This window comes from Pseudomonas putida, assembly GCA_029953615.1.
Classification (GTDB): domain Bacteria; phylum Pseudomonadota; class Gammaproteobacteria; order Pseudomonadales; family Pseudomonadaceae; genus Aquipseudomonas.
Genome location: CP124529.1, coordinates 2,516,296 through 2,540,715, shown reverse-complemented (window position 1 = coordinate 2,540,715; position 24,420 = coordinate 2,516,296). Strand labels below are relative to the sequence as shown.

Below are 24,420 nucleotides of genomic sequence, written 5' to 3'. Positions count from 1 at the left end.
GCGGCTCATACTATGCTTCTGCTGCTACCGCCGCTAGGGCATGTTGACAGTATTGTTTACGCCGCGTTGCATGCCTGGGCAAAGTTGTTATCTTGCAGCTCCGAGCAAGTGTAGTTGCTGAATAAATCATTGCTGATATTTGGCAGTTATCGGTACCGGCCCTATCGCCCACAACCTTCTCCATGTCGGCACAATTGTCTGCCTGTACTGGCCTCATCGCCGGCAAGCCAGCTCCCACAGGTACTGCACAGGCCTTGAAGGCAGGCGCGATCGAGGTGGGAGCTGGCTTGCCGGCGATAGGGCCAGTACTGGTTGATACAAAACAGAAGTCTGTCGAAACACTGGCATACTTCCCCGCTCACTGGCGCAGGAACTGACCATGCCTCGATATCTTGTTTTCGGTTTATGCCTGCTGGCACCCCTCGCCCTGGCCGACAGCGACGAACATGACCTTGCCTACAGCCTAGGCGCCAGCCTGGGTGAGCGGCTACGCCAGGAGATGCCGGGCCTGCAACTGGATGCGCTGGTCGAAGGCCTGCGCCAGTCCTACCAGGGGCAACCGCTGAAACTCGACAAGGCACGCATGCAGGCCGTGCTCCAGCAGCATGAAACGCAGGAAGGCGATGCCGCCATGCAGAAGCTGCAGGCTGCCGAAACACGCTTCATGGCCAACGAGCGTGGTCGTTATGGTGTGCACGAACTACCGGAGGGTGTGCTCTACAGCGAACTGCAAGCAGGTACGGGCGCGCAGCCCAAGGCCGGTGGCAAGGTGCAGGTGCGTTATGTAGGCAGGCTGCCAGACGGCTCGGTGTTCGACCAGAACCAGACGCCCCAGTGGTTCAGCCTGGATTCGGTGATCGAAGGGTGGCAGGTGGCCTTGCCAAACATGCACGCTGGCGCCAAATGGCGCCTGGTGATCCCGTCGGCACAAGCCTATGGCGCCGAGGGTGCAGGTGACCTGATCGCACCCTACACACCCTTGGTGTTCGAGATCGAGCTGCTGGCGGTTGGCGACTGACGCCAATACTCAGGCCTGGACCGCGCCTTCTTCCTTGTGCGCGTTGTGCAACACTTCGATCAGGCAGTCTTCCAGTTCGAAGCGCTCGTGCAGCAGGCCACCCAGCTTGCCCAGCTTTTCGGCAAAGCGTTGGGTGTCCTTGCACTCACCCTTGGCGCAATGGTCATTGAAGGCCAGTGCGATCTGGGTACTGTCGTTGATCCGTGGGTTGATCTCTTCGGCCAGTTTCAGCGCCTTCTCGTCTCCGAAGGCCTTTGCTTCACTGACCAGCTGCTCGCAGACTTCGAAATGCCACGCCGAAACGTAGTCGACGAGGAGCGCGCAAAACTCCCCGTTCGTGTCCTTGTCGGCAAAGGCCGGCTTGGCGTCGCGCAGCGCGCGAAAAGCCTGCACCAGTTCCTGGCGCTCCTCCAGCCAGCGGTCGATCAGCTTGTGAACCCCACCCCAGCGTTCCTGAGCGTTCTGACAACTATCGAGCATGGCGATCTCTTCCCTTCTGGGTAGATGCCGCTGCACCTCGCACCACGACCGTGCAGCACAAAGGTGACATCAGCAGACGGCATCGAGCAGTTGTGTTTTCGGTATGCGTGCTGGGAGATTATTCCCGCGCGGTCTGGCCTTCAAGGTACGCAGCGGACAAAGTTCATACAAGTGTTTAATACCCTGTTACATGGCCATTGGTCGCACCAATGGCGCAACCTTGCGCCAGGTCATGTTCTCGCCAGGCTGCGGAAACGATACGCCAGCAGGCAACTCAAGGGCAGCGCCGCCAGCAGCAGGAAGGCCAGCAGGCTCCACTCGGGCAGGGTCAGGTCAAGAAAGCTCCAGGTCAGCGCGTTGCAATCCGGGCCGCCGAGCAACAGTTGCCGAACCGCCTCGCCCCAGGACTGCTCGAACAGACGCCCGATCGGCATCGGGCAGACAGGAATGGCCCTGGCATCCCCTTGCAACCAGACATGTCGCGCTGCCAGCAACGCCCCGGCAGCCGAACAGGCCAGCGTCACCCGCGCGTAACAGCGAATGCCCGCCGTACCCGGCGCCTGCAGCACTGCCGTCAGGCACAGCAGCGCGTATAGGCCCAGCAACAACCGCTGGCTGAAACACAACGGGCATGGCACCAGGCCGAGGGCGTTTTCCAGGTGCAAGGACGCAGCCAGTACCGCCAGTGCAGCGAGGCAGGCAGGTAGGAAAAAGGTGCGCAAACGGGCCGGCAGCATGGGCGGTGAAGGTCCCGGGATAATGGAAGTGACTTGAAACGGTAGAGGAAAGACACGCTTTGTTTCAAGGCGCGACAGCAACGACAAGTCGCTGAATCGCGGAGGAAATTTCCAGCCATTCGGTAGGAAACATCTGAAGAAATGGACTGCAGATCTAACTTACGTCGGTGGACAAGTTACCCGCCCCCGGAGCCCGCACCTTGGCACGGGCCCGAGGGTAGGTCAGGCGCGTACGCCTTCTGGCAAAGGCAGGGCTAGCAGGCGCTCGTCCAGCAGACCGAGGCCCTCTTGGAACAGCTGGTTGCTGCGTTCGGTCTCGCCAAGGCTGGCGAGCAGGCGTGCCAGCTCGGCGCAGGCCTCGGGGTTGCGCTCCATGCGCAGGCTGCTTTCCAGGTAGTCGCGCGCCTTGCCCCACAGGCGGTTCTGCAGGCTAAGGCGGCCCAGGGTAAGCAGCAGGCTGGCATCTTGCGGGTGGGCCTTGAGCCAACCTTCGGCAGTTTGCAGCTGGCGCGCCGGGTCATCGCCACGCACCAGGCCGTACAGGCGGGCCAGGTGGCTTTCGTAGTCACGCTTGAGGGCGGTGCGCAGCACCTGTTCGGCTTCGCTCTGGGCCCCTACCTGGCGCAACTGTTCGGCATAGGCCAGCACCAGCTGTGGCTCCTGGCGCTGAGCCGCAGTCAGTTGCTGCCAGGCGCGCTCCAGGGCCTGACGGGCGCTTTGCGCGTCTTCGCCACGGGTGGTGGCCAGGCTCAGGTTCTGGCCCCAGGCACGTTGCTCCAGCGCAGCCAGCTCGGCGGCCGGCAGTACCTTGCCTTTGCGCAGGTCGGGCAGCAGGCGGATCAGTGCCGACCAGTCGCCGCGCTCCAGGTGCAGCCGCTGCAGCAGGCGCAGCACCTGACTGTTGTGCGGGTGGCGCTCCTGCATGGCCAGCAGGGTCTCCAGCGCGCCATCGCTTTCGCCACGGTCCATCTGCAACTGCGCATGGGTCAGGGCGATTGCCAGTTCCGCTTGCGGCTGGCGCTCCAGGGCAGGCGCTCCAGCAGGTTGTCGCTGTCTTCGGTCCGGCCTTGCTCGTTGGCTGCACGCGCAGCACCGAGGTAGTACAGCAACGGCTGGCGCTCGGCCTCTGCGGCACGGTGCAGGTGGCGCTGGGCACTGGCCCAACGGCCCTCGGCGAGGTCCAGCTGGCCCTGCTCGATGGCCAGGCGCACGCGCCGGCTGCGATTACGCCGCGACCACGGGTTGACCACGCCGCTGGAAGTCAGCACCAGCCCGACCAGGTAGCGCACCAGCCACAGCAGCAGCAGCACGGCCAGCAAGCCGGCCAGGGCCGCCCACAGCCCCGACTGGTAGCGGAAGCTGCCATAGGAAATCAGTACGTAGCCGCTGTGCTTGGCAACCGCGATACCCAGTGCTGCGGCGACCACGATCGCCAGCACGGCCAGCAGGTAGACACGCTTCATGGCTTGCCCCCTTCAGCCTCGGCCGGCAGGTGGCGGCGCTGGATATAGGCCTGCACTGCCGCCAGGCTTTCGCTGAGGTCAGGGGTAACCACCGACACCGGTTGTTCGGCCAGCGCATTGAGGCTGTCCAGCATGGCCTTGCTTTGCGGGTTGTCGGCGTTGAAGTTGGCCAGCAGCACGCTACGGGCGTCGTCCAGCGCCTGGGTGTAGACCTTGCTATCGCCATTGAGCGCAGCCCACTGGGCCTGCTCGATGGTCAGGCTCAGGGCCAGGCGCAGCTGGTTCAGTTGCTGCCCGGCAAGCAGCGGCCGCACGTTGTCATCGGCGTTGAAGTCGATCTGGAAGTACTTGGAGATCTCGGCCCACCACTGCGACAGGCGACTGGCGCCATCACCATCGGCGGTCAGGGCGCCCAGGGCATCGGCATTGGTGTCGAATTCCGGCGACTGGGCGCTGAGTTGCTGCACCAGTTCGCGCTGGGCGGCCAGTTTCAGGAACAGACCGGTACGGTCCGGTTGCTGGGTGCTGTTGAGCGTGGCCAGGCTGCGCGCCAGCTGCTCACGGGCGGCGAAGGCACCCGGGTCGCTCTGCTCGCGCAGGATCTCGTCGGCCCCCTCGACCAAGGCCTTGGCACTGGTGATGTCCTGCAGCGCAGACAGACGCAGGGTGGCCAGGCGCAGCAAGTGCTCGGCCTCGGCCAGGCGCCATTCCTTGCGGCTTTCGCCTAGCACGGTTTCCAGGCGCTGGCTGAGGCGTTGCTGGTCGCCTTGCAGCTGTGCCACCAGGCGGCGGCGGTCTTCCAGCTCGCTGGCCGCCGGCAGGCTGGCCAGTTGCGCGCTGATCTGCTGCTCACGCTGCTGCAGGGCCTCGGCGCGCTGGTTCAGTGCCTCGATGTGCTGGCCCTGGTTGAATTCGCTGCCTTGCAGCTGACGCACCTGCCAGACACCCCAGCCACCTACCGCCACTCCGGCCGCGCCCAACAGCAGGGCCAGTGTTGCCAGGCCACTGCCGGAGCGCTTGGCAGGTGGGGCGGTGACGGGTTCCGCCGGCGCCTGTGCCGACGGCTGATCGTTATTGGACAAGACAGTCTCGCTCACGTATCCATCCTTTGCATGGGGGCGCATCGCGTTCAGCTTAGCGCCTTAAGAGGCAGGTGCAGCGCTGCGCTGCACGGCTGCCAGCAAGGCCGTGGCACTGGCGCCACGACAATCCACAACCTGTTGGGCCCCGGCGGCCCTGGCCTGTTCAGCGACCCGCGGGCTGGGCACGAACAGCGGCAGGCGCGCCAACTGCGGCCAATCGGCACCGGCCATTTGCTGCAAGTGTTCAAAACCCTGCCCACTGCTGACCACCAGGCCATTGAGGCGTTCCGCTTCGATGCGGCGCATCAGGGTGCCCGCCGGGTAAGCCGGCAGGCAGCGACGATACAGTTCCAGATAATCGACACTAGCACCTTGCTCTGCAAGACGCTCTGCCAGCAGTTCGCGACCTCCAACGCCACGAACGATCAAGATTCGTGGCGCCGGCACGGCAACTGCCTGGCGCAGGGCCGGCAGCGCCAGCAACGCTTCGCTGTCATCGCCACGTGGCGGCACGCTCACCGCCAGACCCGCCCCCTGCAGCACGGCGGCGGTCGCTTCGCCCACAGTGAACCAGCCTTGCACGGGGGGCTGCAGGCCGGCATCGGTCAGTTGCTCAAGCAACAACCGGGCAGCCGGCTTGCTGACCACGATGATCGCCTGGTAGCCCTGCAGGCCCTCCAGCACTGGGCGCTGCTGGTTATCCACAGCGACGGGCTCGATCGCCAGCAGCGGTAGACAACTGCTGGCCACCCCTGCCGCCGCCAGGCTTTGCGCCAGTGCCGCACAGTCCTCGGCAGGCCGGGTCAGCAACAGGCGCCATGAGCTCACGGGTGGCCGGCCTCGCCGTAGACTTCCTTGAGGATGGCCTCGGCGCCCTGCCCCAGCAGATCCTCGGCCACCTGCACGCCCAAGGTTTCGGCGGCAGTACGTGGCGCGCGGGCAGCGGCCGCCAGCAGGGTGCCGCCGCTGGGCTGGCCAACCAGGCCAACGCAGCCACAGCTGGTCACCTTCCAGCACCGCATAGCAGGCAATCGGTACCTGGCAGCCGCCATTCAGGCGTTTGTTCAGGGCGCGTTCGGCCACTACCCGGTCGGCGGTATCGGCATGATGCAGCGGCGCCAGCAGCGCGTGGATTTCCTGGTCGGCGCTACGGCACTCGATGCCCACCGCGCCCTGGCCGCCAGCCGGCAGACTGTCATCGACGCTGATGGTGGAGGTGATGCGGTTTTCGAAGCCCAGACGGATCAGGCCAGCGGCGGCGAGGATAATGGCGTCGTACTCACCGGCATCCAGCTTGGCCAGGCGCGTGTTGACGTTGCCACGCAGGAAGCGGATTTGCAGGTCCGGGCGACGCGCCAGCAACTGGGCCTGGCGACGCAGGCTGGAGGTGCCGACGATGCTGCCGGCCGGCAGCGCGTCGAGGCTGGCGAAACGGTTGGAGACGAAGGCATCGCGCGGGTCTTCGCGCTCGCAGATACAGTACAAGCCCAGGCCTTCGGGGAAGTCCATGGGCACGTCCTTCATCGAATGCACGGCGATGTCGGCTTCATTGTCCAGCAGGGCAGTTTCCAGTTCCTTGACGAACAGGCCCTTGCCGCCAATCTTCGCCAGTGGCGCGTCGAGCAGCTTGTCACCACGGCTGACCATGGGCACCAGGGTCACCAGCAGACCGGGGTGGGCCTGCTCGAGGCGGGCTTTGACGTATTCGGCCTGCCACAAGGCCAAGGCACTTTTACGGGTGGCAATGCGGATTTCGCGAGTGGACATGAAACGCCCCGATCCAGAGAAATGCTGTCGATGATAACAGCATCGCCGGTATCGCTAGCAGATGTGGATCAGGATCCTGTACCTACCTGTACCGACACAATCGCCGGCAAGCCACACAGGGGCCGTGCAAGGCTCAAGGCTGACGCTATACCTGTAGGAGCTGGCTTGCCGGCGATTGGGCCGGTACAGGCTCAGAGGGTCTGCATCATCTTGCGCACACCGGCCACATGGCGTCGGCTGACGGTCAGGGCGTCGCCGTCAAGGCCTTTCAGGTACAGCTGAAAATGCCCCAGCGGCGTACGCTGCAGGCGTTCGATACGCTCACGGGCGACCAGCGCGTTGCGGTGGATACGCACGAAGCGTTCGCCGAACTCGTCTTCCAGGGCCTTGAGCGGCTCGTCGAGCAGCACCTCCCCGGCCTCGTGGCGCAAGGTCACGTACTTGTGGTCGGCAATGAAGTAGATCACCTGGGGCAAAGGGATCAGCTCGATGCCTTTGCGCGTGCGGGCACTGATGTGACTACGCGGGCCGCCACCTTCATTGGCCGGCCGGGTGAGCGCCGCCAACTGGGCGCGGTTGGGCCTTTCAGCCTTGCGCAAGGCATCGCGCAAGGCCTGGGCCTGAAAAGGTTTGGTCACATGGCTGAGGGTACTGTCCTTGAAAGCCTCTGCACCGTATTCGTCGTCCCCGGTGCAAAACACCACCGCCGGCGGCGCCTCGCGCTCGCACAGGCGAGCAGCAACCTGCAGGCCGTCCAGGCCTGGCATGCCGATGTCCAGCAGGACCACATCGGGCTTGAGGCTTTCGATCAGCGCCAAGGCCTCCTCGCCGTTGGTGGCGCTAGGCTCCAGCACGGTGTAACCCTCCAGTTCGCCGAGCAGCCGGCTGAGGCGCTCACGGCCTTGGGGTTCGTCATCAACGATCAGGACATTCATAATTGCGCTGGATTCCTGAATGAGTCTCGCACAGGTATAGCGTAGACAGGTATGGTTCGAGCGACACAAAGGTCACGCTCTAGACCGGTGCGATGGCCAAAGATTCACTCGGCCGGCAGATTCACTGCCAGTCCTCTGTCCAACTGTAGACGGTCCGTGGAACACTGCCGTTCATTCCTGCAAATCCTTCTCTGTCGTTTTCCGCGCATTTCTCTCGACCAGCGCCCTGCGGCGGCCCGCCCAACCCTGCTATCATCGGCGCCACTTTTTCGTTCACGCCTGCAATGAGTGAATCCATGAGCACCGACAAGACCAATCAGTCCTGGGGCGGCCGCTTCAGTGAACCCGTCGACGCCTTCGTCGCCCGTTTCACCGCCTCGGTCGATTTCGACAAGCGCCTGTACCGCCACGACATCATGGGTTCGATCGCCCATGCCACCATGCTGGCGCAGGTCGGCGTGCTCAGCGATGCCGAGCGCGACACCATCATCGATGGCCTGAAGACCATCCAGGGCGAGATCGAGGCCGGCACCTTCGACTGGCGCGTCGACCTCGAAGACGTGCACATGAATATCGAGGCACGCCTGACCGACCGTATCGGCATCACCGGCAAAAAGCTGCACACCGGCCGTAGCCGCAACGACCAGGTGGCCACCGATATTCGCCTGTGGCTGCGTGACGAAATCGACCTGATCCTGGCCGAGATTACCCGCCTGCAGCAGGGCCTGCTGGAGCAGGCCGAGCGTGAAGCCGAAACCATCATGCCTGGCTTCACCCACCTGCAGACGGCCCAGCCGGTCACCTTCGGCCATCACCTGCTGGCCTGGTTCGAAATGCTCAGCCGCGATTACGAGCGCCTGGTCGACTGCCGCAAGCGTGCCAACCGCATGCCCCTGGGCAGCGCCGCACTGGCCGGCACCACCTACCCGATCGACCGCGAACTCACCTGCAAGCTGCTGGGCTTCGAAGCCGTGGCCGGCAACTCGCTGGACGGCGTGTCGGATCGCGACTTCGCCATCGAATTCTGCGCCGCGGCCAGCGTGGCGATGATGCACCTGTCGCGCTTCTCCGAAGAGCTGGTGCTGTGGACCAGCGCGCAGTTCCAGTTCATCGACCTGCCAGACCGCTTCTGCACCGGCAGTTCGATCATGCCCCAGAAAAAGAACCCGGACGTGCCGGAACTGGTACGTGGCAAGAGCGGCCGTGTATTCGGCGCCCTGACCGGCCTGCTGACCCTGATGAAAGGCCAGCCGCTGGCCTACAACAAGGACAACCAGGAAGACAAGGAACCGCTGTTCGACGCCGCCGACACCCTGCGCGACTCGCTGCGTGCCTTCGCCGACATGATCCCGGCGATCAAGCCCAAGCATGCAATCATGCGTGAAGCGGCATTGCGCGGTTTCTCCACCGCCACCGACCTGGCCGACTACCTGGTACGCCGTGGCCTGCCGTTCCGTGATTGCCACGAGATCGTGGGCCATGCGGTGAAGTATGGGGTGGACACCGGGAAGGACCTGGCAGAGATGAGCCTGGACGAACTGCGCCAGTTCAGTGACCAGATCGAGCAGGACGTGTTTGCCGTGCTGACCCTGGAAGGCTCGGTGAATGCCCGCAACCACATTGGTGGTACCGCGCCGGCGCAGGTGCGTGCCGCCGTTGCCCGCGGCAAGGCGCTGCTGGCTTCGCGTTAAGGCCCATTGCGAGGGCTTTGCCCTCGTTCGCGGGCACGCCCGCTCCCACAGGTACAGCATTTCCCTGTGGGAGCGGGCATGCCCGCGAAGGGGCCAACACCTGGCTCAGCGTTTACCGCTACGAATCATCTCCATGAAGGCCGGCATCGCCGCCTCCTTGTCCGCCACGATCCGCGCCATGTGCGGGTTGTCGCCCATCAGCTGCAACAACGCCTTGGCCTGCGGGAAGTCCGCCAGGAAGTCGACGTTCAGCACTTTCTTGCCCACGGCACAGGCCAGGTCGACCGAGAAGCAGAACATCAGGTCTGCCAGGGTCAGTTGCTCACCCGCTACATAGGGTGAGAAGCGGCCGTTGCGTTTGAGCGTGGCAAAACCGGCCAGCAGGTCGGTACGGGCTCTCTCCTTTATCAGCGGCTCCACCGACATGCCAAAGAAAGACTCGGCATAGCAGGTACGCGCCGGCAGCTCGATGTACAGCTCGATTTCCTTGAGCAGTTCACGCACCTTGGCCTGCCCGAACGGGTCGGCCGGCAGCAGCGCCTTGCCGCCCTGGGTCTGCTCGATATAGTCGAGAATCACACTGGTTTCGCTGAGGAAGCCGTGCTCGGTCTGCAGCACCGGCACCTTGCCTCGCGGGCTCACTTCCAGCGCCTGTGGCGCCTGGCCGCCATAGAAGGTGACTTCCTCGAAAGGCAGGCCTTTTTCCAGCAGGGCCAGCTTGACCATGTTGTAGTAGTTGCTGACCGAGAATCCATGAAGCTTGAGCATGAGGTAACAGCCTCCAGGCCGTAAGGGGTTGGCCCGGCTTTTATAGACCGATCGCCCACTCCTGACCAGTGTCATGCACCCTGTCAATGCCCGGGCATTGGCGCCACAGGCGTGGCACACTGTGCATCCCATCCCAGGAGTACCGCCATGAGCGAGCCCACCGACATCGACATTGACGACGACGAAGCCTTCGCCGAGGCAACGCTGACCCAGGCCATCGAGAACCAGATCGAAAGCGGCGACCCGGCGGCGGCGAAAGCCACGTTCAACAAACTGACCCTGGTCGGTTACGAGCGCGAAGACATTCTCAACCTGATGGCCCATGTACTGGCCTTCGAAATTGACAATATGCTGATGGAAGAACGCGAGTTCGACCGCGAGTGGTACGAGAATGCCCTGCGTGCGCTGCCGGAACTGCCGCCTGAGATGGATCAAGGCGAGGACGAATAACCCGGCTACACTCGAAGATCAGGCACCGTGGAACGGTGCCGCCATCCTTGTCTGGAAGTCAGGAGTCGCCATGCCTTTTACCCCCGATCTGATCGCTGAACTGGAAGTACTTTCGCTGTTCAAGCACGACAGCAGCCAGGAAGGCATCAAGATTCACAAGAACGCCTCCCCCGCTCTGGTTGCCGCTGCGCAACGCCTGCATGAAAAGGGGCTGACCGATCAACCTGATGGCGGCTACCTGACCAGCCTGGGTCATGACGCTGTCGAAAGTGTCCAGTTGCTGCAGAACATCCTCAAAGCACCACAACCGGCCTGATCCAGGATTGCAAGGGGCTGCGCTGCAGCCCCAATCAGTTGGCCGCTACCCTGCGCTTTTCCACCAGGCGCGAGCGCCCGTACAGGAATACGATGGCCAGCAAGGCCACCACTTGCGCCGAAAGCGAATAGGCGTCAGCGTGAATCCCCAGCCAGTCGAACTCGAAGAACGCCACCGGCCGCGTGCCCAGCACTCCGGCCTCTTGCAGGGCCTTCACGCCATGCCCGGCGAACACCACCGACAAGGCACATAGCAGCGCAGCGTTTATGCTGAAGAACAGCGACAGCGGCAGCTTGGCCGAGCCACGCAGGATCACCCAGGCCAATCCCACCAGCAGCACCAGCGCCGTGGCACCACCCGCCAGCACCGCTTGATGCCCCGCTGGGCCAGCCTGCAGCCACAGGGTTTCGTAGAACAGGATCACTTCGAACAGTTCGCGGTAAACCGAGAAGAACGCCAGCACGGCAAAGCCGAAGCGCCCGCCACCACTGACCAGGCTGCTCTTGATGTAGTCCTGCCAGGCGGCGGCATGGCGGCGGTCGTGCATCCACACGCCAAGCCACAGCACCATCACCGCGGCGAAAAGCGCCGTGCAGCCTTCCAGCAGTTCGCGCTGGGCGCCACCGACGTCGATCACGTAGGCCGCCAGGGCCCAGGTGGCGAAACCGGCCACCAGCGCCAGGCCCCAGCCGATATTGACACTGCGCACCGCCGACTGCTGGCCAGTATTACGCAGGAAGGCCAGGATCGCTGCGAGCACCAGAATCGCCTCCAGGCCTTCGCGCAGCAGGATCAGCAAGCCGGAGACAAAGCTCAGCGACCAGCTCAGGCCATCGCTGCCCAGCAGCCTGGAAGCCTGTTCCAGCTTGGCTTTGGCTTCACTCAGGCGTTGTTCGGCCTGGGCCACGGGCAGGCCGTCCTGCAGCGACTGACGGTAGGCCATCAGCGATTTCTCGGTGTCCTTGCGCGCTTGGGTGTCGATGTTGTCCAGCGAGCTTTCCACCAGTTCGAAGCCTTCCAGGTAGGCTGCCACCGACAGGTCATAGGCCTGGTCGTGGTCACCTGCCCGGTAGGCGGCCAGGCTCTTGTCCAGGGTGCTGGCGGTGTATTCGAGCAATTGCGCCGGGCCGCGCTTGACCTGCGGCGGCTGCGCACGCTGGGCGCGGAAGGCCTCCACGGCCGTGGGGCCTTCGCTGGCGGCGACTTCGGCCGGGGTCTGGCGGGCCAGGTCGGCGATATTCCAGGTCTTGTCGCCTTTGCCGGCTTCCGGCTTGGCGGTGAAGCTGGCGATGTAGGCGGCTACATCCCAGCGCTGGCGATCGTCCAACTGATCGGCAAACGAAGGCATCTCGGTGCCGTCGATGCCCAGCGCCAAGGTGTTGTAGAGATCGAACAGGCTCAACTGGTCGAGACGCGAAACATCGCGCAGGTTGGCGGGTGCAGGCTCCAGGCCCACGCCGGCCGGGCCGTCGCCGGCGCCAGTGTCGCCGTGGCAGATCGAGCAGTTTTGCGCATACAGCGAAGCGCCACGGGCCGGGTCTGGGGTAATCACCGGAGCCTGACTGACCTCATAGGCTACCGCCAGGCGAGCACCCAGCTGGCGGGCCTGCTTGGCAACAGCCGGGCCGTCCTGGCGCTGGTCGATGGCCTGGCGCAGCGCCTGGACGCCCTGCTCCAGGGCTGCTTGTTCAGCATGCGCAGGCAGGCCTTTGACCAAGTCGGCCAATACCGCGCTGAACTCCTGCTGCTCGCGGTATTCACCATCGTCGATCACCTTGCCGTCTTGTACGGTGGGCGGGTAGTCGGCGCCAATGTAGTCCAGCAGGTGCAGGGCCTTGGTGGCCTCGGCGGGGGCTTCGGCCAACGCCAGGGTGCTGCACAGCGCCAGCAGCGGGCCGAGCAATATAACCGGCAGCAAGGCAAGCAGACGGGAACGGGTTTTCATGGCCAGTCTCGAAGGGAATGCGAAAGAGAACATTGTTCACTTCCACTTTGCTTCGCTCAAGGGCGCCGGGCGGATTTCATGAAAAATCTTGCTACAAATCAGATGAAGCGGGAGAGGCTGTTTGTGTTGCCTGTCAGGGCCTCATCGCCGGCAAGCCAGCTCCCACAGGTACCGCGCTGCCCTCAGGCCCAGTGCTGGACCTGTGGGAGCTGGCTTGCCGGCGATGAAGGCTGCACCGATATCACTGGAAACACCGGGTACCAATTGATTCATCACCAGCACATTCATAGCCACTAGCCTGATCAACAAATCATCAGGAGGCAGGGAACATGGATCGTCCCCATTCAGACCAGTTACGGCTTGGCCGGTTTTCGGAAACCAGCCGATTGTATTTGCTTACCAGCACCACCCTTAACAGGGCCCCGATCTTTAATGACTTTCACTCGGCCCGTTTGCTGGTGGCAGAGCTCCGCCAGGCTGAGGAGGAAGGTGCCGCCCGATCGATGGCCTGGGTGGTGATGCCAGATCATTTTCACTGGCTGGTCGAGCTTGGGCCCGCCAGCCTGAAGCGCCTGATGCGCCGGGTGAAGTCCCGCAGCACCATGATGATCAACAGGCATCGAGGGCGAAGCGGTCAGCTCTGGCAGAAGGGGTTTCATGACCGGGCCTTGCGCCGGGAGGAGGATGTACAAGATGTGGCGCGGTACATCGTCATGAACCCGAAGCGGGCGGGGCTGGTTACGAGGGCTGGGGATTATCCGCATTGGGATGCGATCTGGCTCTGATCGTGTATCGCCTGTGAGGGCCCTATTGCCGGCAAGCCAGCTCTCACAAGTAAATCACTGAACTTTAAGGCAGTAGAGTACCTGTGGGAGCTGGCTTGCCGGCGATGGGCCGCACAGCGGCCCCGGGGTCTGGTTTCAGGTTCGGAAATGTCATGTATGCCCACCTACCTGGCGAATGATCGCTCGCTTGTCTTCGATGGTGAACGTCACACGCTCACTTTTCCTCAGGCGAATCTGGTAGAGGTTGGTTTTCTTGTCGAGCTGTTTGTAATCGGCCCCACCCATCAGCATTGCTGCGCTCTTTGGTGATGCTCCCAAGTGATAGATGGCATTCTGAAAAATGTCGAAAGATCTTTGCTCAGCCTCTGAAAGCCCGGACAACTTGAACTGTGCATTCGATTTATCCAACGTCCACCCTCGGCCATTCCCTGAGGATGTGCTGGAGAACAAAGAACTTTGCGAACTGTACCGATCACTTCTGGGCGAACTTCCCACTGAAGGGGTCGAGGGTGTCGTTGACGTCGAAGAGGTCGACCCACTTGAACTTGATCGAGATTTCGGTGGTGCGGGTGCAACGGGAGCGTTTATCTGCTGCAAAGGCACAGCTAACGAATCAGGCCGCTTTGCAGGCCGCAGCAGCGTTCTCTGCGGGTACTTCACATGCCCTGTAGGATCGCAGAAGTTAACTGGATCACACGAAACATAGGCATAGCTATTCCACCCGCCCTTGCCGAACGGGCTCCAACTGTCCGGGCTGTTGAAGCGCATCAGCACAGGGCTGAAAGCCCGGTAGCCGGCCCCCAGCAGATAGCAGCCCGTCAGCCAGTCACGAGGCTGGCCATTGAAACCTGCCGCGACGAAGGGCTGGGGAGCAGTGAATCCGTAGGGTGGATAGTTGAACTTAGCACGATAGTGCCCTGCCTGCGCCTCAATGACACTGTGCATTGAGTCCGCCGCCAGCAAGACCAAGCCGGATTTTTGCCCGCCATTGACCTGCGCGACAGTGGTCCGCCCGTCACTCACAAGGGAGCGTGCATTCGATGTTCCCACTTCTTTGGCCAACTCCTTTTGCCTGTAAAAGAGTTTTACCGAGCCACCGGATACAGCATAAGTAGATATTTCCATGTTCCACCTGCCTGGTTAAGTCAGGCAGAGCATGGCGAACTTTCAAACAGCTGAGTAACTAGCAACACTATCAAGGGCAATCAGTTCCCCCCCCAGCCATCAGACTTGAACAATCGTTCTGTCAGCGTGGCTGTACATCCGCACTTGCCTTCCACCCCCCACCCAACGCCAGGAACACGCCAATCTGCCCCAACGCCACTTGGCTATTGGCCGCTGCCAACTGCGCACGCATATCGGTATAAGTCCGAGTCGCCTGCAGGTCCGCCAGGAACGACTCACGCCCAGCCTGGTAATACCGGTGTGTCTGGTCCGCCGCTTCCTTGGCCGACTTCTCCGCCTCAGTCAGCGCGTCACGCCGGTCCAACAGGGCGCTGTACTGCGCCAGACGGGTCTGGGTCTCGCGGATGGCGTTCAGCACTACCCCATCAAAATTCGCCAAGGCTGCCTGGGTCGAGGCTTCGGCCATGCGAATGCGGGCGCGGGTGCCGTTGGTGGGGATGGTCCAGCTGATCTGCGGGCCAAAACCCCAGCGGTTGGTAGACGGCTCACCGAGGTTCTCGAGGATACCGATGGTGCCCACCTGAGCGCCGATGCTGATATCCGGGTACAGGGCGCCTGTGGCCACGCCAATGTAGGCGGTAGCAGCAGCCAGCTGGCGTTCGGCCTGACGCACATCTGGGCGGCGTTTGAGCAGTGCAGCGCCCATCGCCCACCGGCACCAGCTGCTTCAGGTGCGGCAGCTCGGCACAATCGGCTGTACCGGCAGGCAGTTGGTCGACCGGCTTGGCCAACAAAGCGGCCAGGGTATACATGCCAGTCTCGCGCTCCGCCTTGAAGCGTGGCAGTTCGGCGCGCAAGGATTTGAACTGGGTCTGCGAGCGGGTGACCTGGGTTTCGTCGCCACGGCCAGCATCGCGCAAGCGCTGGTTGAGCTTCACGCTCTGCTCCTGCAGGTCGAGCGACTCGCGGGCGATATGGTATTCCTCGTTGGCCGAGCACACCTGGGTGTAAGCCTTGACCACGTCCGCCACCAGAGTGATGCGGGCGGTATCGGCGGCGGCCTGCACTGCGTCGGCATTAGCCTTGGCGGCCTCGGTGCCACGCTTGAAGGTGCCCCACAGGTCGAACTGGTACGAGGCACTGATAATGGCCTCGCCGATGTTGGCCACCGGCACCTTCTCGGGCAACAGGAAGGCTTCGCCCGACTCCTGCAGGCGCTGGGCACCCAGTTTGACGCCGCCATTGAAGCCACCCTGCGACTCGGCAACTTCGACCTGGGCACGGGCCTTGGCAATATTGGCAGCAGCTACGCGCAGGTCGGTATTGGCACTCAGGGCCTGACGCACCAGCTCGTTCAGCCGTTGATCCTGGTACAGCTGCCACCAGTCCTCGGGCACCGGTGCCGAGACCACGCTGTCGGCATCCTGGCGCAGCGGGCCGTTGAGGTCGCTGCGTTGCACCGCCGCGTCCTTCGGTACTTCGTAGTCGGGGCCGACCATCATGCAGGCCCCGAGCGAAAGGCACAGCCCGGCCAGGATCAGCTGTTTCATGGGCGTTGGCCCTCGATGATCGACACCGTAGCGGTTCGCCCGGCGATCATGCGGAAGTCTTGCGGCACTTCATCAAAGGCAATGCGCACCGGAATACGCTGGGCCAGGCGTACCCAGCTGAACGCCGGGTTGACGTTGGGCAGCAGGTTGGCGCCGCTGCTGCGGTCGCGGTCTTCGATGCCGGCGGCAAAGCTTTGCACATGGCCAAGCAGGCGGGTGTTGTCGCCCATGACGCGAATGTCCACGGCATCACCGATGTGGATACCGCCAAGCTTGGTTTCCTCGAAGTAGCCATCGACGTGGTACGAGGCGCTGTCGACCACCGACAGCACCGGGCGGCCGGCCGTGACGAATTCGTGATTACGCGGTGCACGGTCGTTCAGGTAACCGTCCACCGGGCTGCGTACCACCGAGCGGTCGAGGTTGAGCTGGGCGGTATCGACGGCCACCTGCGCTTCGCTGACGGCGGAACGGGCACGGGCCTCGCGGGACTGGCTTTCTTCCAGCTGTTCGGCGGCCACCAGGTTGCCCAGCTTGCGGTTGCGCTGCGCTTCGCGGGCGGCCTGGGCCAGGGTTTCCTGGCGCTCGCCCAGGGTCGCCTTGGCCTGGCGCAGGGCCAGGGTGAAGCGGTCCTGGTCGATGGTGAACAGCACATCGCCACGCTTGACCGTCTGGTTGTCACGCACCTCGACCTTCTGGATCAGCCCGGATACGTCCGGCGCGATCTGGATCACGTCGGCGCGGATGTGGCCGTCGCGGGTCCAGGGGGCGAACATGTAGTACACCACCATCTGCCACACGAGCACGGCGGCGAAGGTCACTACCAGCAAGGTCAGGACCACACGGCCCAAAGTCAGCAAAGGTTTTTTCATGGCAGCATCAGGTTTCGGCAAAAGTGGTCCACCGCACCAAGCAGCACGGCATACAGGGCAACGTTGAACAACGCCCGGTGCCAGACCAGGCGGTAGAAATGCAGGCGCACCAGCACCGCGTGCACCCCGAGGAACAGCAGGTAGGTGCCAAACATCATCACCAGCAGCGTGGGCAGGAACACCCCGCTGATATCCAGTTCACCAATCACAAGGGTGCTCCGTCGAGGCCGGGGGGCAGTTGCGGTTGTTCGGCTGGCTCGAGCATCACCTCCACCCCCGGCAGCAGCGCCAGGCGCAGGCCGCTCAGGGCGTGCAGCAGGTGGGTGCGGGCATCACCGCGCTCGTACAGCTCATCAAGGTTCAGCGCCAGGCGCGCGCGCTCCATGTTGCGCAGCAGCGCGGCCGGGGCGTGCAGACGCTCGCCGGTGCGCAGGCAGGCGGCATAGTGCGCGCCGACTTCCTCGATCACCGTGTTCAGGCGCTCGCGAGCCTGCTGGCCGGCACGCGGCATGTAGGCCAGCAGGTCGAGCAGGTTCAGCCCAACGCGCAGGTCGCGCAATGCCACGCCGCTGTCCTGGCCGGTTTGCGACAGGCGCGGCAGGTGCTGCATCAGGCGGTCGAGCATCTGCACGCCCACCTGACGGTGCTCGGCCAGGGTGGCCGGTTCGGTCATCTCGACAATGTCGCGCCAGGCGAAGCGGGTCATGCGCTTGGCCGCCAGTTCCACGCCGAACGGGCGCATCACCAAGGTCCAGATGAAGGCGAACAGCAGCCCCACGGGGCCGGCCAGGTTGGAGTTGAGGAAGGTGAAAAAGTCGGCGTCGTAGGCGCCCTGGATGCTGATGAAGGTCGAGGTGTTGACGATGGTCAGCAAGGTGCCCAGGTAGAAGCGCGGCTGCACGGTCAGGGTACCGACGCAGATGAACGGTACGGCGAAGGCCAGCACCAGCATCGGGAAGTCGTGCAGGTTGGGCAGCACCAGGAACAGGTACAGGCTGGAGAAGATGACTGACATCAGCGTCCAGAAGAAGAACCTGTAGATCTGCGGCGCCGGGTCGTCCATGGCAGCGAAGAAGCTGCACGACACGGCGGCCAGGATCACTGCGCTGGCGCCATCGTTCCAGCCCAGGCCGATCCACAGGCCGCAGGCGACGATGATCGCCAGCACGGTGGAGGCCACCGAGTACAGCATCAGGCCACGGTCGAAGAACGCCGTCAGGCGGCCCAGGCGCCAGTGGCGATACACCGCGCGCCAGGGTTTGGAATCGTCGCTGCGCAGGGCATGTTGCAGGCTGCAGCAGTCCTGCCACAGGTCGGCCCATTCGGTCAGGCGATACAGGGCGTTGGACAGCAGCAGATCGGCGCGCTGGTCGAGGGCCGCGGCGCCAGGTTGCAGGCGCTCGATCTGTTCGTGCAGGGCGGTCCAGCGGGCGACCGAGGCGCTGTCGGCGGTGCCCTTGAGCCATTCGCGGGCGGCATCGAGCAGCGGTTGCAACAGAGCGAACTGAGCCGGGGCGCGGCCTTCGAGGGCCACCAGGGCGTCATCAAGGGCGTCGATCACCGGCAGCAGGTGGATCATCCGCCCGCGCAACTCACGGGCGTTCTTCAGGGTGTGCGGACCGGCGCCTTCATGGCCGAGCTGGCCGATCATCAGCTCCAGCGAGTTGAAGGTGGCAACCATCGCCCCGCGCATGCCGCCAACCTTGTCGGCGCTGACATCGCGGGCCAGGTAGGTGTCGCTGTAGCGGATCGCCTCGGTGAACCAGCTGTCGGTGGCACCGACCACAACCGGCGCCAGCCGGCGTGGCCAGAAAATCGCCCCGACCACCGCCGCGCAGACAATTCCCAGGCAGATTTCCTGGGCGCGGGAAGACGCCACGTCGAACACTGCCAGCGGGTTGTCGACCACCGCCAGGGCGATCATCGGCAATGTGTAGCCGGCGAGCATCAGCACGTAGTTGTTGGCGGTGCGCAGGTTCAGCGAGAGGAACAGCAAAGTGCCGGTCCACAGGGCGATGGCGATGCTCAGCAGCAATGGCGACTGCACCAGCGGTGGTACCAGGAAGATCGCCCCGCCGGCACCGAGCAGCGTGCCCACGGCACGGTACAGGGCCTTGGAACTGGTGGGACCGAGGAACGGGCTGGAGACGATGTACACCGTAGCCATGGCCCAATAGGGGCGCGGCAACTGCATGAGCAGGGCGATGTACAGGGCAATCATGGACGCGGCAAAGGTTCGCACGCCATAGAACCAGTCGCGGGCCGGGGGCACCGAGCTGAAGAAACCGTTCATGCAGCCCCGCCTGTGTTGCCCAGACCGGCGGCTTCGAAGGCACGCAGCACGCGCAACGCGGCTTGCAGGTCGGCCTGGTCGATGCCATGCAGTACCTCGCGGCGCACGCGTACCAGTTCGGTTTCGATGGATTCGGCCAGGGCGCGGCCTTCAGCGGTCAAGCTCAGGGCCTTGGCGCGGCGATCCAGCGGATCCTCGCTGCGGCATACCAGGCCAGCTTTGCACAATTGGTCGAGCAGGCGCACCAGCGACGGGCTTTCCAGGCCGGCGGCCTGGGCTACGGCCACCTGATGCACGCCGTCGCCAAGGCGCACGATCATCAGCAACGGCGCGGCGCAGGCCTCGGAAATACCGTAACCGGTCAGAGCGGTATGGCAGAGGCGCCGCCAGTGGCGAGCGGCAACCACCATGCCACTGCTGACTTGCAGGCGCAGGAGATCAAGGGACATGACAGGAACCAAGGATATTCATAGTTTGCTAACTATCAATATACGCCTGTGCCTCCCCCTGTCGTCAACCGGGGGTGACGGATAGCTTGGGTGAAATGTTGTTCATGCGTTTACCTTCTTGGCCCTTTCGCGGGCTTGCCCGCTCCCACAGGAGAGTTGCACAAATTTCAGGTCCTGTGCGGTCCCTGTGGGAGCGGGCAAGCCCGCGAAAGGGCCCGGGCAGGCAACAGTAAATTCAGGGCTGTATCTGGTCCTCCAGCTTCATGGTCAAGGCCAGCGTGCTGCCCATTTGCACCGCCCGGTCACGCCACTCCTGATAGCGGCCCGCGTCACGGCTGCTGAAGTGCACCGCCAGTTCCTCGGCCGCCTGCACTACCCCCGCCGCTGCCGCCAGCTCCAGCCAGTACAACGCTGCCTTGAGATCAGCCTCCACGTACAGCCCGTGCATCAACCGGTAACCCACCTCGAAACGGCAGCGCGCCTCGCCCCGCTCGGCCCCGCGCAAGAACCACTGGTAAGCCTGCACCAGGTCGACCCGCCATTGCAGGCTGCTATCACACACCTCTTCCTCGTACAGGTCACCCAGCGCGGCAGCCGCATGCAGCATGCCCCGCTCGAAAGCCTGCCGGTAGCACTCCGCCGCCTGCACGTAAGAGGGCTCGATGCCTTTGCCGAAGTAATGTTGCTGCCCAAGGTTGAACCACGCCGCAGCATTGCCCTGCAGAGCCGCCATGCGTAACAGGTGGCCGGCCAATCCGGTGTCGGCACGCCAGTACTTGCCGTTGAGCCAGATCCAGCCAAGGTCGTTGAGCGCCGCCACGTTGCCTTGCAAGGCCTGGCGGCGCAGGTCGCTGTACACCGCCTGCAAGTCGCTGGCTTCGTCCAGGCGGCTGACCAGCAGCGAGCGCTGGCTGGGAAACCCAATCCCTGCAAACAGTCGCTGTCGCCTCCCGACAGCAGCCGGTGGGGCAATGACCCGCTCGGGCAAAAGGCGGGCAAGCAGCGAATGGATATTGCTGGCAGCAAACATGTTCATCCTCATTGAACGATGCACAGCCCCAACCTTTGGCTGTGATGAGGCGTGATTCTGCGTGACGTCACGTCAAAACCTGTCGCGAACGATTCGGTACCAGGCAACCAAATGCGACTTCCTTGATCTGAGCAGGCTGTGGCCAATTGCCATGCCCCACGCCTGCCGCCATCCTATTGCGGCAAGCCTAGACAAGGACGTTATCTTTTGCCGTTCGCCACCACTCGCGCCACCCTCAGCCGGCAGTGGGCGCTGCTGCGCCAGCTGCCCAGCCGTTCCCCAGGCATCACCAGCGCCGAGCTGGTCTGGCGCCTGCGTGACGTGGGCTTCACTGTCAGCAAACGCACTGTCGAGCGCGATCTCAATGAGCTGTCGCTGATCTTTCCGCTGGAGCGCAATGACAAGAGCATCCCGTTTGGCTGGCACTGGTCGGCAAGCGCCGTGGGTGAGTTGCGCGGCAATTTCGACCTGCTGACGTACCTGCGTGGCGATGCCTTGCAACCGGCCCGCGGTGAGGGGGTGGTGCTGGTGGCGCGGATCAGCGATGCGCTGGCGCGGCAGTTGCGGGATGCACCGTTGAGCAGTGACATGCAACTGACGGCGCTGGAGCAGGGGCATCGGTTGCGGGCCACGGTGAGCGACGGCTGGCCGCTGCGCTGGTGGCTGTTGAGCCATGGTGATGGGGTGGTGGTAGAGCAGCCTGGCGGATTGCGCGAGGAGATTGGCAAGACTCTCAGCAATGCGGCGGCTCAGTACCAGAATCCATAGCCTGTGCCGGCCTCTTCGCGGGCTTGCCCGCTCCCACAGGATCCCCATCGACCTTGAGAGCGGTGCAGTACCTGTGCGGGCGGGCAAGCCCGCGAAGAGGCCGGTACAGGCTTACTGCCTAGCGCTGCATCCCCCAGCGCCGCACTGTCAGCCGCTCCAGCGTATTGAACACCAGCCCTTCCACCAGCAAGCCGATCAGGATCACTACCGCCAACCCGGCAAACACCTTGTCGGTGTACAGCTCGTTGCGGTTCTGGAAGATGTACCAGCCCAGCCCGCCTTTGCCACTGCTGGCCCCGAACACCAGTTCGGCAGCGATCAGTGTGCGCCAGGCGAACGCCCAGCCGATCTTCAGCCCCGACAGGATCGACGGTAGCGCTGCGGGGACAAGGATATGCAGCACCAGCCGCAGCCCCTTCAGGCCGTAGTTGCGTCCCGCCATGCGCAGGGTCTCGGACACCCCGAGAAAGCCCCCATAGGTGTTCAGCGCCAACGCCCAGAGCACCGAGTGCACCAGCACGAAGATCAGGCTGTTGTCACCCAACCCGAACCACAGCAAGGCCAAGGGCAACAGGGCAATCGCCGGCAACGGGTTGAACATCGAGGTCAAGGTGCCCAGCAGATCGCGCCCAAGCTGGGTCGACACCGCCAGGCTGGTGAGGCCGAACGCCAGGATGATCCCCAGCAAATAACCCTTGAGCAGAATCACCAGCGACACGCCAACCTTGGCCGGCAACTCACCGCTGACCAGGCCGTCCCACAGCGCCGTGGCCGTCTGCAGGAAGGTCGGTAGCAGCAGATCGTTGCCCTGGTAACGGGCGATGGCCTCCCACAGCGCGGCGATTACCAGCAGGATGACCGCCTTGCGCAGCCAGCCGTGCTGCCACAGGCGCTGAGCCAACGGCAGGTTGCGCTCCACGGGCACACTGAGCAGGGGCTCCAGCTGCACCTCGTATTCCTGGCGTACAGGTGTAGTGGTCATGGGCTGAAGCTCCTGTCAGTAGGCGATGCGGATATCGTTGAAACCAAGATCGTCGGGCTGTTCAGGCGCATCTGCCTCATCGAACAGCAAACGATGGATGCGCCGGGCACTGGCCTGGAAGTCGCTGCCACCCAGGCTGCCCAGGTCGTACTGGTGGCTGTGCACTTCGGCACGCACCCGCCCCGGGTGTGGCGACAGCAGCAGGATGCGGTTGCCGACCACCAGCGCTTCTTCGATGGAGTGAGTAACGAACAGCAGGGTAAAGCGCACCTCTTCCCACAGCAGCAGCAGCTCTTCCTGCATCTTGCGCCGGGTCAGCGCGTCCAGGGCGGCGAACGGTTCGTCCATCAGCAGGATCTTCGGCTGCGTTGCCAGGGCACGAGCGATCGCCACGCGCGCCTTCATACCGCCCGACAGGGTGTGCGGGTAAGCATCGGCGAAGGCCGCCAGGCCGACTTTTTCCAGGTAGTGTAATGCTCGCTCTTCGGCCTCGGCGCGCTTCAGCTGGCCCGACACCAAAAGAGGGAACATGACGTTCTGCTTCACCGTCTTCCACGGCGGCAGCTGGTCGAACTCCTGGAACACCACGATGCGGTCGGGGCCTGGGCCGCTGACCGGCTGGCCCTGCAGCAGAATCTGCCCTTCCTGGGGCGAGATGAACCCGGCCACGGCCTTGAGCAAGGTGGACTTGCCGCAGCCGGAGGGGCCGAGCAGCACGAAGCGGTCGGCACGGTCGACTTCGAAGCTGACCTGGTGAGTGGCCCGCACCACGCGCTGCGCGGTGCGATATTCGAGGCTGAGGTTAGCCACCTTGAGCAAAGGTGGCGTTGCGACACGGCTCAGGTTGCTGGCCGTGTGGCCTGGCAATGGGGCGGTCATGATCGGTCAGCTCCCCTGCAGCGGGCGTTCATCCTGGAAGAAATAGTCCTTCCACGATTCCGGCTTGTGCTTGATGGCGCCTACCCGATAGAGGAAGTCGGCCAGCTTGTAGGTATTCTTTGGCGTGACGGTGAATTCGTACTGCGGGTTGTCGATCAGCTTGATCAACGTGTCGCGGTCGATCTTGGCCTTGGTCACGCGGATGTAGGTGTCGGCGGCAGCCGCCTTGTCCTTCTGGGCGAAGTCCGCAGCTTCGGTCAGCGCATCGACGAAGGCCTTGTAGGTCTTGGGGTTGTCCTTGCGGAATTTCTCGGTGGCGAACAGCAAGGTCGGCGAGTTGGGGCCGAGCAGGTCGTAGCTGTCGAGCACCACGTGCACGGTTCTTGTTGGCCAGCACCTGGTCCTGGAACGGCGGGTTGGAGAAGTGCCCGTTCAGCTCGGTGCCGCCGGCCAAAAGTGCGGCAGTGGCATCCGGGTGCGGCACGGCCAGGGTGTACTTGTCGAGACGGTTGTATTCCTTGTCGCCCCACTGCTGGGCGGCGGCGTACTGCAGGAAGCGCGACTGCACCGAAACGCCTACCGCCGGTACGGCGATGCGGTCTTTGTCGGAGAGGTCGGCAATGGTCTTCACGTTGGGGTTGCTGCTGACCAGGTAGTACGGGAAGTTGCCCAGCGAGGCGACGGCCTTGACGTTCTGTCGGCCCTTGGTGCGGTCCCACACGGTCAACAATGGGCCGACACCAGCGCCGGCGATGTCCACCGAACCGGACAGCAGTGCGTCGTTGATGGCCGAACCACCCGACAGCTGGGCCCAATCGACTTCGATGTCGATGCCCTGCTCCTTGCCATGTTTTTCGATCAGATGCTGGTCACGCACTACGTTCAGCAGCAGGTAGACGATGCCGAACTGCTCGGCAATACGGATCTTGCCTTCTGCCTGCGCCGCGGCGGGGGCTGCCAGGCTACCGACGACCAGGCTTGCGCCCAGGCCGATGCTTGCCGCCAGGCGGCTGATGGATTTACGCATGATGGGTT

Annotated in this window: 21 protein-coding genes and 4 pseudogenes; 6 read left to right on the top strand and 19 right to left on the bottom strand. The window is 63.6% G+C overall.

All coding sequences use genetic code 11. The features are described 5' to 3' along the window. Positions 1-379 precede the first annotated feature (379 nt). A complete protein-coding gene (locus QIY50_11585) occupies positions 380-1,018 on the top strand; it encodes an FKBP-type peptidyl-prolyl cis-trans isomerase (GenBank protein ID WGV22737.1) in 639 nt (212 codons plus the stop codon). A gap of 9 nt (positions 1,019-1,027) precedes the next feature. On the opposite strand, the gene rsd is transcribed toward QIY50_11585, so the two are convergent. The 7 genes and pseudogenes from rsd to QIY50_11550 form a co-directional block, all read right to left on the bottom strand. Continuing rightward, positions 1,028-1,498 (bottom strand): sigma D regulator, encoded by a 471-nt coding sequence (gene rsd, locus QIY50_11580; protein ID WGV22736.1) that lies wholly within the window; start codon positions 1,496-1,498, stop codon positions 1,028-1,030. A gap of 230 nt (positions 1,499-1,728) precedes the next feature. Beyond that, on the bottom strand, positions 1,729-2,235 hold the full coding sequence (locus tag QIY50_11575; protein ID WGV22735.1) for a disulfide bond formation protein B: 507 nt from the start codon (positions 2,233-2,235) through the stop codon (positions 1,729-1,731). Positions 2,236-2,457: 222 nt separating this feature from the next. Then, positions 2,458-3,698: pseudogene (locus QIY50_11570) on the bottom strand (heme biosynthesis protein HemY). Further along, on the bottom strand, positions 3,695-4,795 hold the full coding sequence (locus tag QIY50_11565) for a uroporphyrinogen-III C-methyltransferase (protein ID WGV22734.1): 1,101 nt from the start codon (positions 4,793-4,795) through the stop codon (positions 3,695-3,697). Before QIY50_11565 ends, QIY50_11570 begins: the two are co-directional and overlap by 4 nt. A 45-nt stretch (positions 4,796-4,840) precedes the next feature. Next, positions 4,841-5,608, bottom strand: coding sequence for a uroporphyrinogen-III synthase (locus QIY50_11560; GenBank protein ID WGV22733.1), 768 nt, complete (start codon positions 5,606-5,608; stop codon positions 4,841-4,843). Next, positions 5,605-6,547: pseudogene (gene hemC / locus QIY50_11555) on the bottom strand (hydroxymethylbilane synthase). Before hemC ends, QIY50_11560 begins: the two are co-directional and overlap by 4 nt. A 191-nt stretch (positions 6,548-6,738) precedes the next feature. Continuing rightward, positions 6,739-7,482 (bottom strand): LytTR family DNA-binding domain-containing protein, encoded by a 744-nt coding sequence (locus QIY50_11550; GenBank protein WGV22732.1) that lies wholly within the window; start codon positions 7,480-7,482, stop codon positions 6,739-6,741. A gap of 296 nt (positions 7,483-7,778) precedes the next feature. On the opposite strand from QIY50_11550, the gene argH reads away from it, so the two are divergent. Further along, on the top strand, positions 7,779-9,173 hold the full coding sequence (argH, locus tag QIY50_11545; protein ID WGV22731.1) for an argininosuccinate lyase: 1,395 nt from the start codon (positions 7,779-7,781) through the stop codon (positions 9,171-9,173). 105 nt (positions 9,174-9,278) lie between these two features. On the opposite strand, the gene QIY50_11540 is transcribed toward argH, so the two are convergent. Further along, the gene (locus QIY50_11540) at positions 9,279-9,941 is read right to left on the bottom strand and encodes a glutathione S-transferase (GenBank protein ID WGV22730.1); all 663 of its coding nucleotides are present in this window, start codon (positions 9,939-9,941) and stop codon (positions 9,279-9,281) included. Between the two features lie 147 nt (positions 9,942-10,088). Between QIY50_11540 and QIY50_11535 the strand changes: the two genes are divergently transcribed. Together QIY50_11535 and QIY50_11530 are read left to right on the top strand one after the other, a co-directional pair. Beyond that, positions 10,089-10,391 carry a hypothetical protein gene (locus QIY50_11535; protein WGV22729.1) on the top strand — a complete coding sequence of 101 codons (303 nt, stop codon included), beginning with the start codon at positions 10,089-10,091 and terminating at the stop codon, positions 10,389-10,391. A 70-nt stretch (positions 10,392-10,461) separates the two neighbouring features. Continuing rightward, entirely contained in the window at positions 10,462-10,707 is a 246-nt protein-coding gene (locus tag QIY50_11530; GenBank protein ID WGV22728.1) for a TIGR02647 family protein, read from the top strand. A gap of 34 nt (positions 10,708-10,741) precedes the next feature. Here QIY50_11530 and QIY50_11525 read toward each other — a convergent pair whose 3' ends face one another. Further along, entirely contained in the window at positions 10,742-12,685 is a 1,944-nt protein-coding gene (locus QIY50_11525) for an FTR1 family protein (protein ID WGV22727.1), read from the bottom strand. A 296-nt stretch (positions 12,686-12,981) separates the two neighbouring features. Here QIY50_11525 and QIY50_11520 point away from each other — a divergent pair, with 296 nt between their 5' ends. Beyond that, the gene (locus tag QIY50_11520; protein WGV22726.1) at positions 12,982-13,437 is read left to right on the top strand and encodes a transposase; all 456 of its coding nucleotides are present in this window, start codon (positions 12,982-12,984) and stop codon (positions 13,435-13,437) included. Between the two features lie 150 nt (positions 13,438-13,587). Here the strand turns inward: QIY50_11520 and QIY50_11515 are convergent, their stop codons facing one another. The 7 genes and pseudogenes from QIY50_11515 to QIY50_11485 form a co-directional block, all read right to left on the bottom strand. Then, on the bottom strand, positions 13,588-14,562 hold the full coding sequence (locus QIY50_11515; protein ID WGV22725.1) for an RHS repeat-associated core domain-containing protein: 975 nt from the start codon (positions 14,560-14,562) through the stop codon (positions 13,588-13,590). Between the two features lie 121 nt (positions 14,563-14,683). Then, positions 14,684-16,112, bottom strand: a pseudogene (locus tag QIY50_11510) (TolC family protein). After that, entirely contained in the window at positions 16,109-16,984 is an 876-nt protein-coding gene (locus tag QIY50_11505; protein WGV22724.1) for an HlyD family secretion protein, read from the bottom strand. The pseudogene QIY50_11510 and the gene QIY50_11505 overlap by 4 nt, the downstream one beginning before the upstream one ends. Then, positions 16,981-17,193 (bottom strand): DUF1656 domain-containing protein, encoded by a 213-nt coding sequence (locus tag QIY50_11500; GenBank protein ID WGV22723.1) that lies wholly within the window; start codon positions 17,191-17,193, stop codon positions 16,981-16,983. Before QIY50_11500 ends, QIY50_11505 begins: the two co-directional genes overlap by 4 nt. Continuing rightward, on the bottom strand, positions 17,190-19,277 hold the full coding sequence (locus tag QIY50_11495) for an FUSC family protein (GenBank protein WGV22722.1): 2,088 nt from the start codon (positions 19,275-19,277) through the stop codon (positions 17,190-17,192). Before QIY50_11495 ends, QIY50_11500 begins: the two co-directional genes overlap by 4 nt. Then, entirely contained in the window at positions 19,274-19,726 is a 453-nt protein-coding gene (locus tag QIY50_11490; GenBank protein WGV22721.1) for a winged helix DNA-binding protein, read from the bottom strand. The genes QIY50_11495 and QIY50_11490 overlap by 4 nt, the downstream gene beginning before the upstream one ends. 235 nt (positions 19,727-19,961) lie before the next feature. After that, on the bottom strand, positions 19,962-20,756 hold the full coding sequence (locus QIY50_11485) for a tetratricopeptide repeat protein (protein ID WGV22720.1): 795 nt from the start codon (positions 20,754-20,756) through the stop codon (positions 19,962-19,964). Positions 20,757-20,963: 207 nt separating this feature from the next. Here QIY50_11485 and QIY50_11480 point away from each other — a divergent pair, with 207 nt between their 5' ends. Then, complete coding sequence (locus QIY50_11480) at positions 20,964-21,524, top strand: WYL domain-containing protein (GenBank protein WGV22719.1); 561 nt, start codon at positions 20,964-20,966, stop codon at positions 21,522-21,524. 118 nt (positions 21,525-21,642) lie between these two features. On the opposite strand, the gene QIY50_11475 is transcribed toward QIY50_11480, so the two are convergent. The 3 genes and pseudogenes from QIY50_11475 to QIY50_11465 all read right to left on the bottom strand — a co-directional run bounded on the left by QIY50_11475 (position 21,643) and on the right by QIY50_11465 (position 24,412). Then, entirely contained in the window at positions 21,643-22,506 is an 864-nt protein-coding gene (locus tag QIY50_11475) for an ABC transporter permease (GenBank protein ID WGV22718.1), read from the bottom strand. 15 nt (positions 22,507-22,521) lie between these two features. After that, on the bottom strand, positions 22,522-23,385 hold the full coding sequence (locus QIY50_11470; GenBank protein ID WGV22717.1) for an ABC transporter ATP-binding protein: 864 nt from the start codon (positions 23,383-23,385) through the stop codon (positions 22,522-22,524). Positions 23,386-23,391: 6 nt separating this feature from the next. Beyond that, positions 23,392-24,412 (bottom strand): annotated as a pseudogene (locus tag QIY50_11465) (ABC transporter substrate-binding protein). Positions 24,413-24,420: the final 8 nt, after the last annotated feature.

Excerpts from the sequence above, each read along its gene's own strand:
- QIY50_11585 (WGV22737.1), top strand. The coding sequence starts at position 380 with ATGCCTCGATATCTTGTTTTCGGTTTATGCCTGCTGGCACCCCTCGCC.
- rsd (WGV22736.1), bottom strand. The coding sequence starts at position 1,498 with ATGCTCGATAGTTGTCAGAACGCTCAGGAACGCTGGGGTGGGGTTCAC.
- QIY50_11575 (WGV22735.1), bottom strand. The coding sequence starts at position 2,235 with ATGCTGCCGGCCCGTTTGCGCACCTTTTTCCTACCTGCCTGCCTCGCT.
- QIY50_11550 (WGV22732.1), bottom strand. The coding sequence starts at position 7,482 with ATGAATGTCCTGATCGTTGATGACGAACCCCAAGGCCGTGAGCGCCTC.
- argH (WGV22731.1), top strand. The coding sequence starts at position 7,779 with ATGAGCACCGACAAGACCAATCAGTCCTGGGGCGGCCGCTTCAGTGAA.
- QIY50_11540 (WGV22730.1), bottom strand. The coding sequence starts at position 9,941 with ATGCTCAAGCTTCATGGATTCTCGGTCAGCAACTACTACAACATGGTC.
- QIY50_11535 (WGV22729.1), top strand. The coding sequence starts at position 10,089 with ATGAGCGAGCCCACCGACATCGACATTGACGACGACGAAGCCTTCGCC.
- QIY50_11530 (WGV22728.1), top strand. The coding sequence starts at position 10,462 with ATGCCTTTTACCCCCGATCTGATCGCTGAACTGGAAGTACTTTCGCTG.
- QIY50_11525 (WGV22727.1), bottom strand. The coding sequence starts at position 12,685 with ATGTTCTCTTTCGCATTCCCTTCGAGACTGGCCATGAAAACCCGTTCC.
- QIY50_11520 (WGV22726.1), top strand. The coding sequence starts at position 12,982 with ATGGATCGTCCCCATTCAGACCAGTTACGGCTTGGCCGGTTTTCGGAA.
- QIY50_11515 (WGV22725.1), bottom strand. The coding sequence starts at position 14,562 with ATGGAAATATCTACTTATGCTGTATCCGGTGGCTCGGTAAAACTCTTT.
- QIY50_11505 (WGV22724.1), bottom strand. The coding sequence starts at position 16,984 with ATGAAAAAACCTTTGCTGACTTTGGGCCGTGTGGTCCTGACCTTGCTG.
- QIY50_11495 (WGV22722.1), bottom strand. The coding sequence starts at position 19,277 with ATGAACGGTTTCTTCAGCTCGGTGCCCCCGGCCCGCGACTGGTTCTAT.
- QIY50_11490 (WGV22721.1), bottom strand. The coding sequence starts at position 19,726 with ATGTCCCTTGATCTCCTGCGCCTGCAAGTCAGCAGTGGCATGGTGGTT.
- QIY50_11485 (WGV22720.1), bottom strand. The coding sequence starts at position 20,756 with ATGTTTGCTGCCAGCAATATCCATTCGCTGCTTGCCCGCCTTTTGCCC.
- QIY50_11475 (WGV22718.1), bottom strand. The coding sequence starts at position 22,506 with ATGACCACTACACCTGTACGCCAGGAATACGAGGTGCAGCTGGAGCCC.
- QIY50_11470 (WGV22717.1), bottom strand. The coding sequence starts at position 23,385 with ATGACCGCCCCATTGCCAGGCCACACGGCCAGCAACCTGAGCCGTGTC.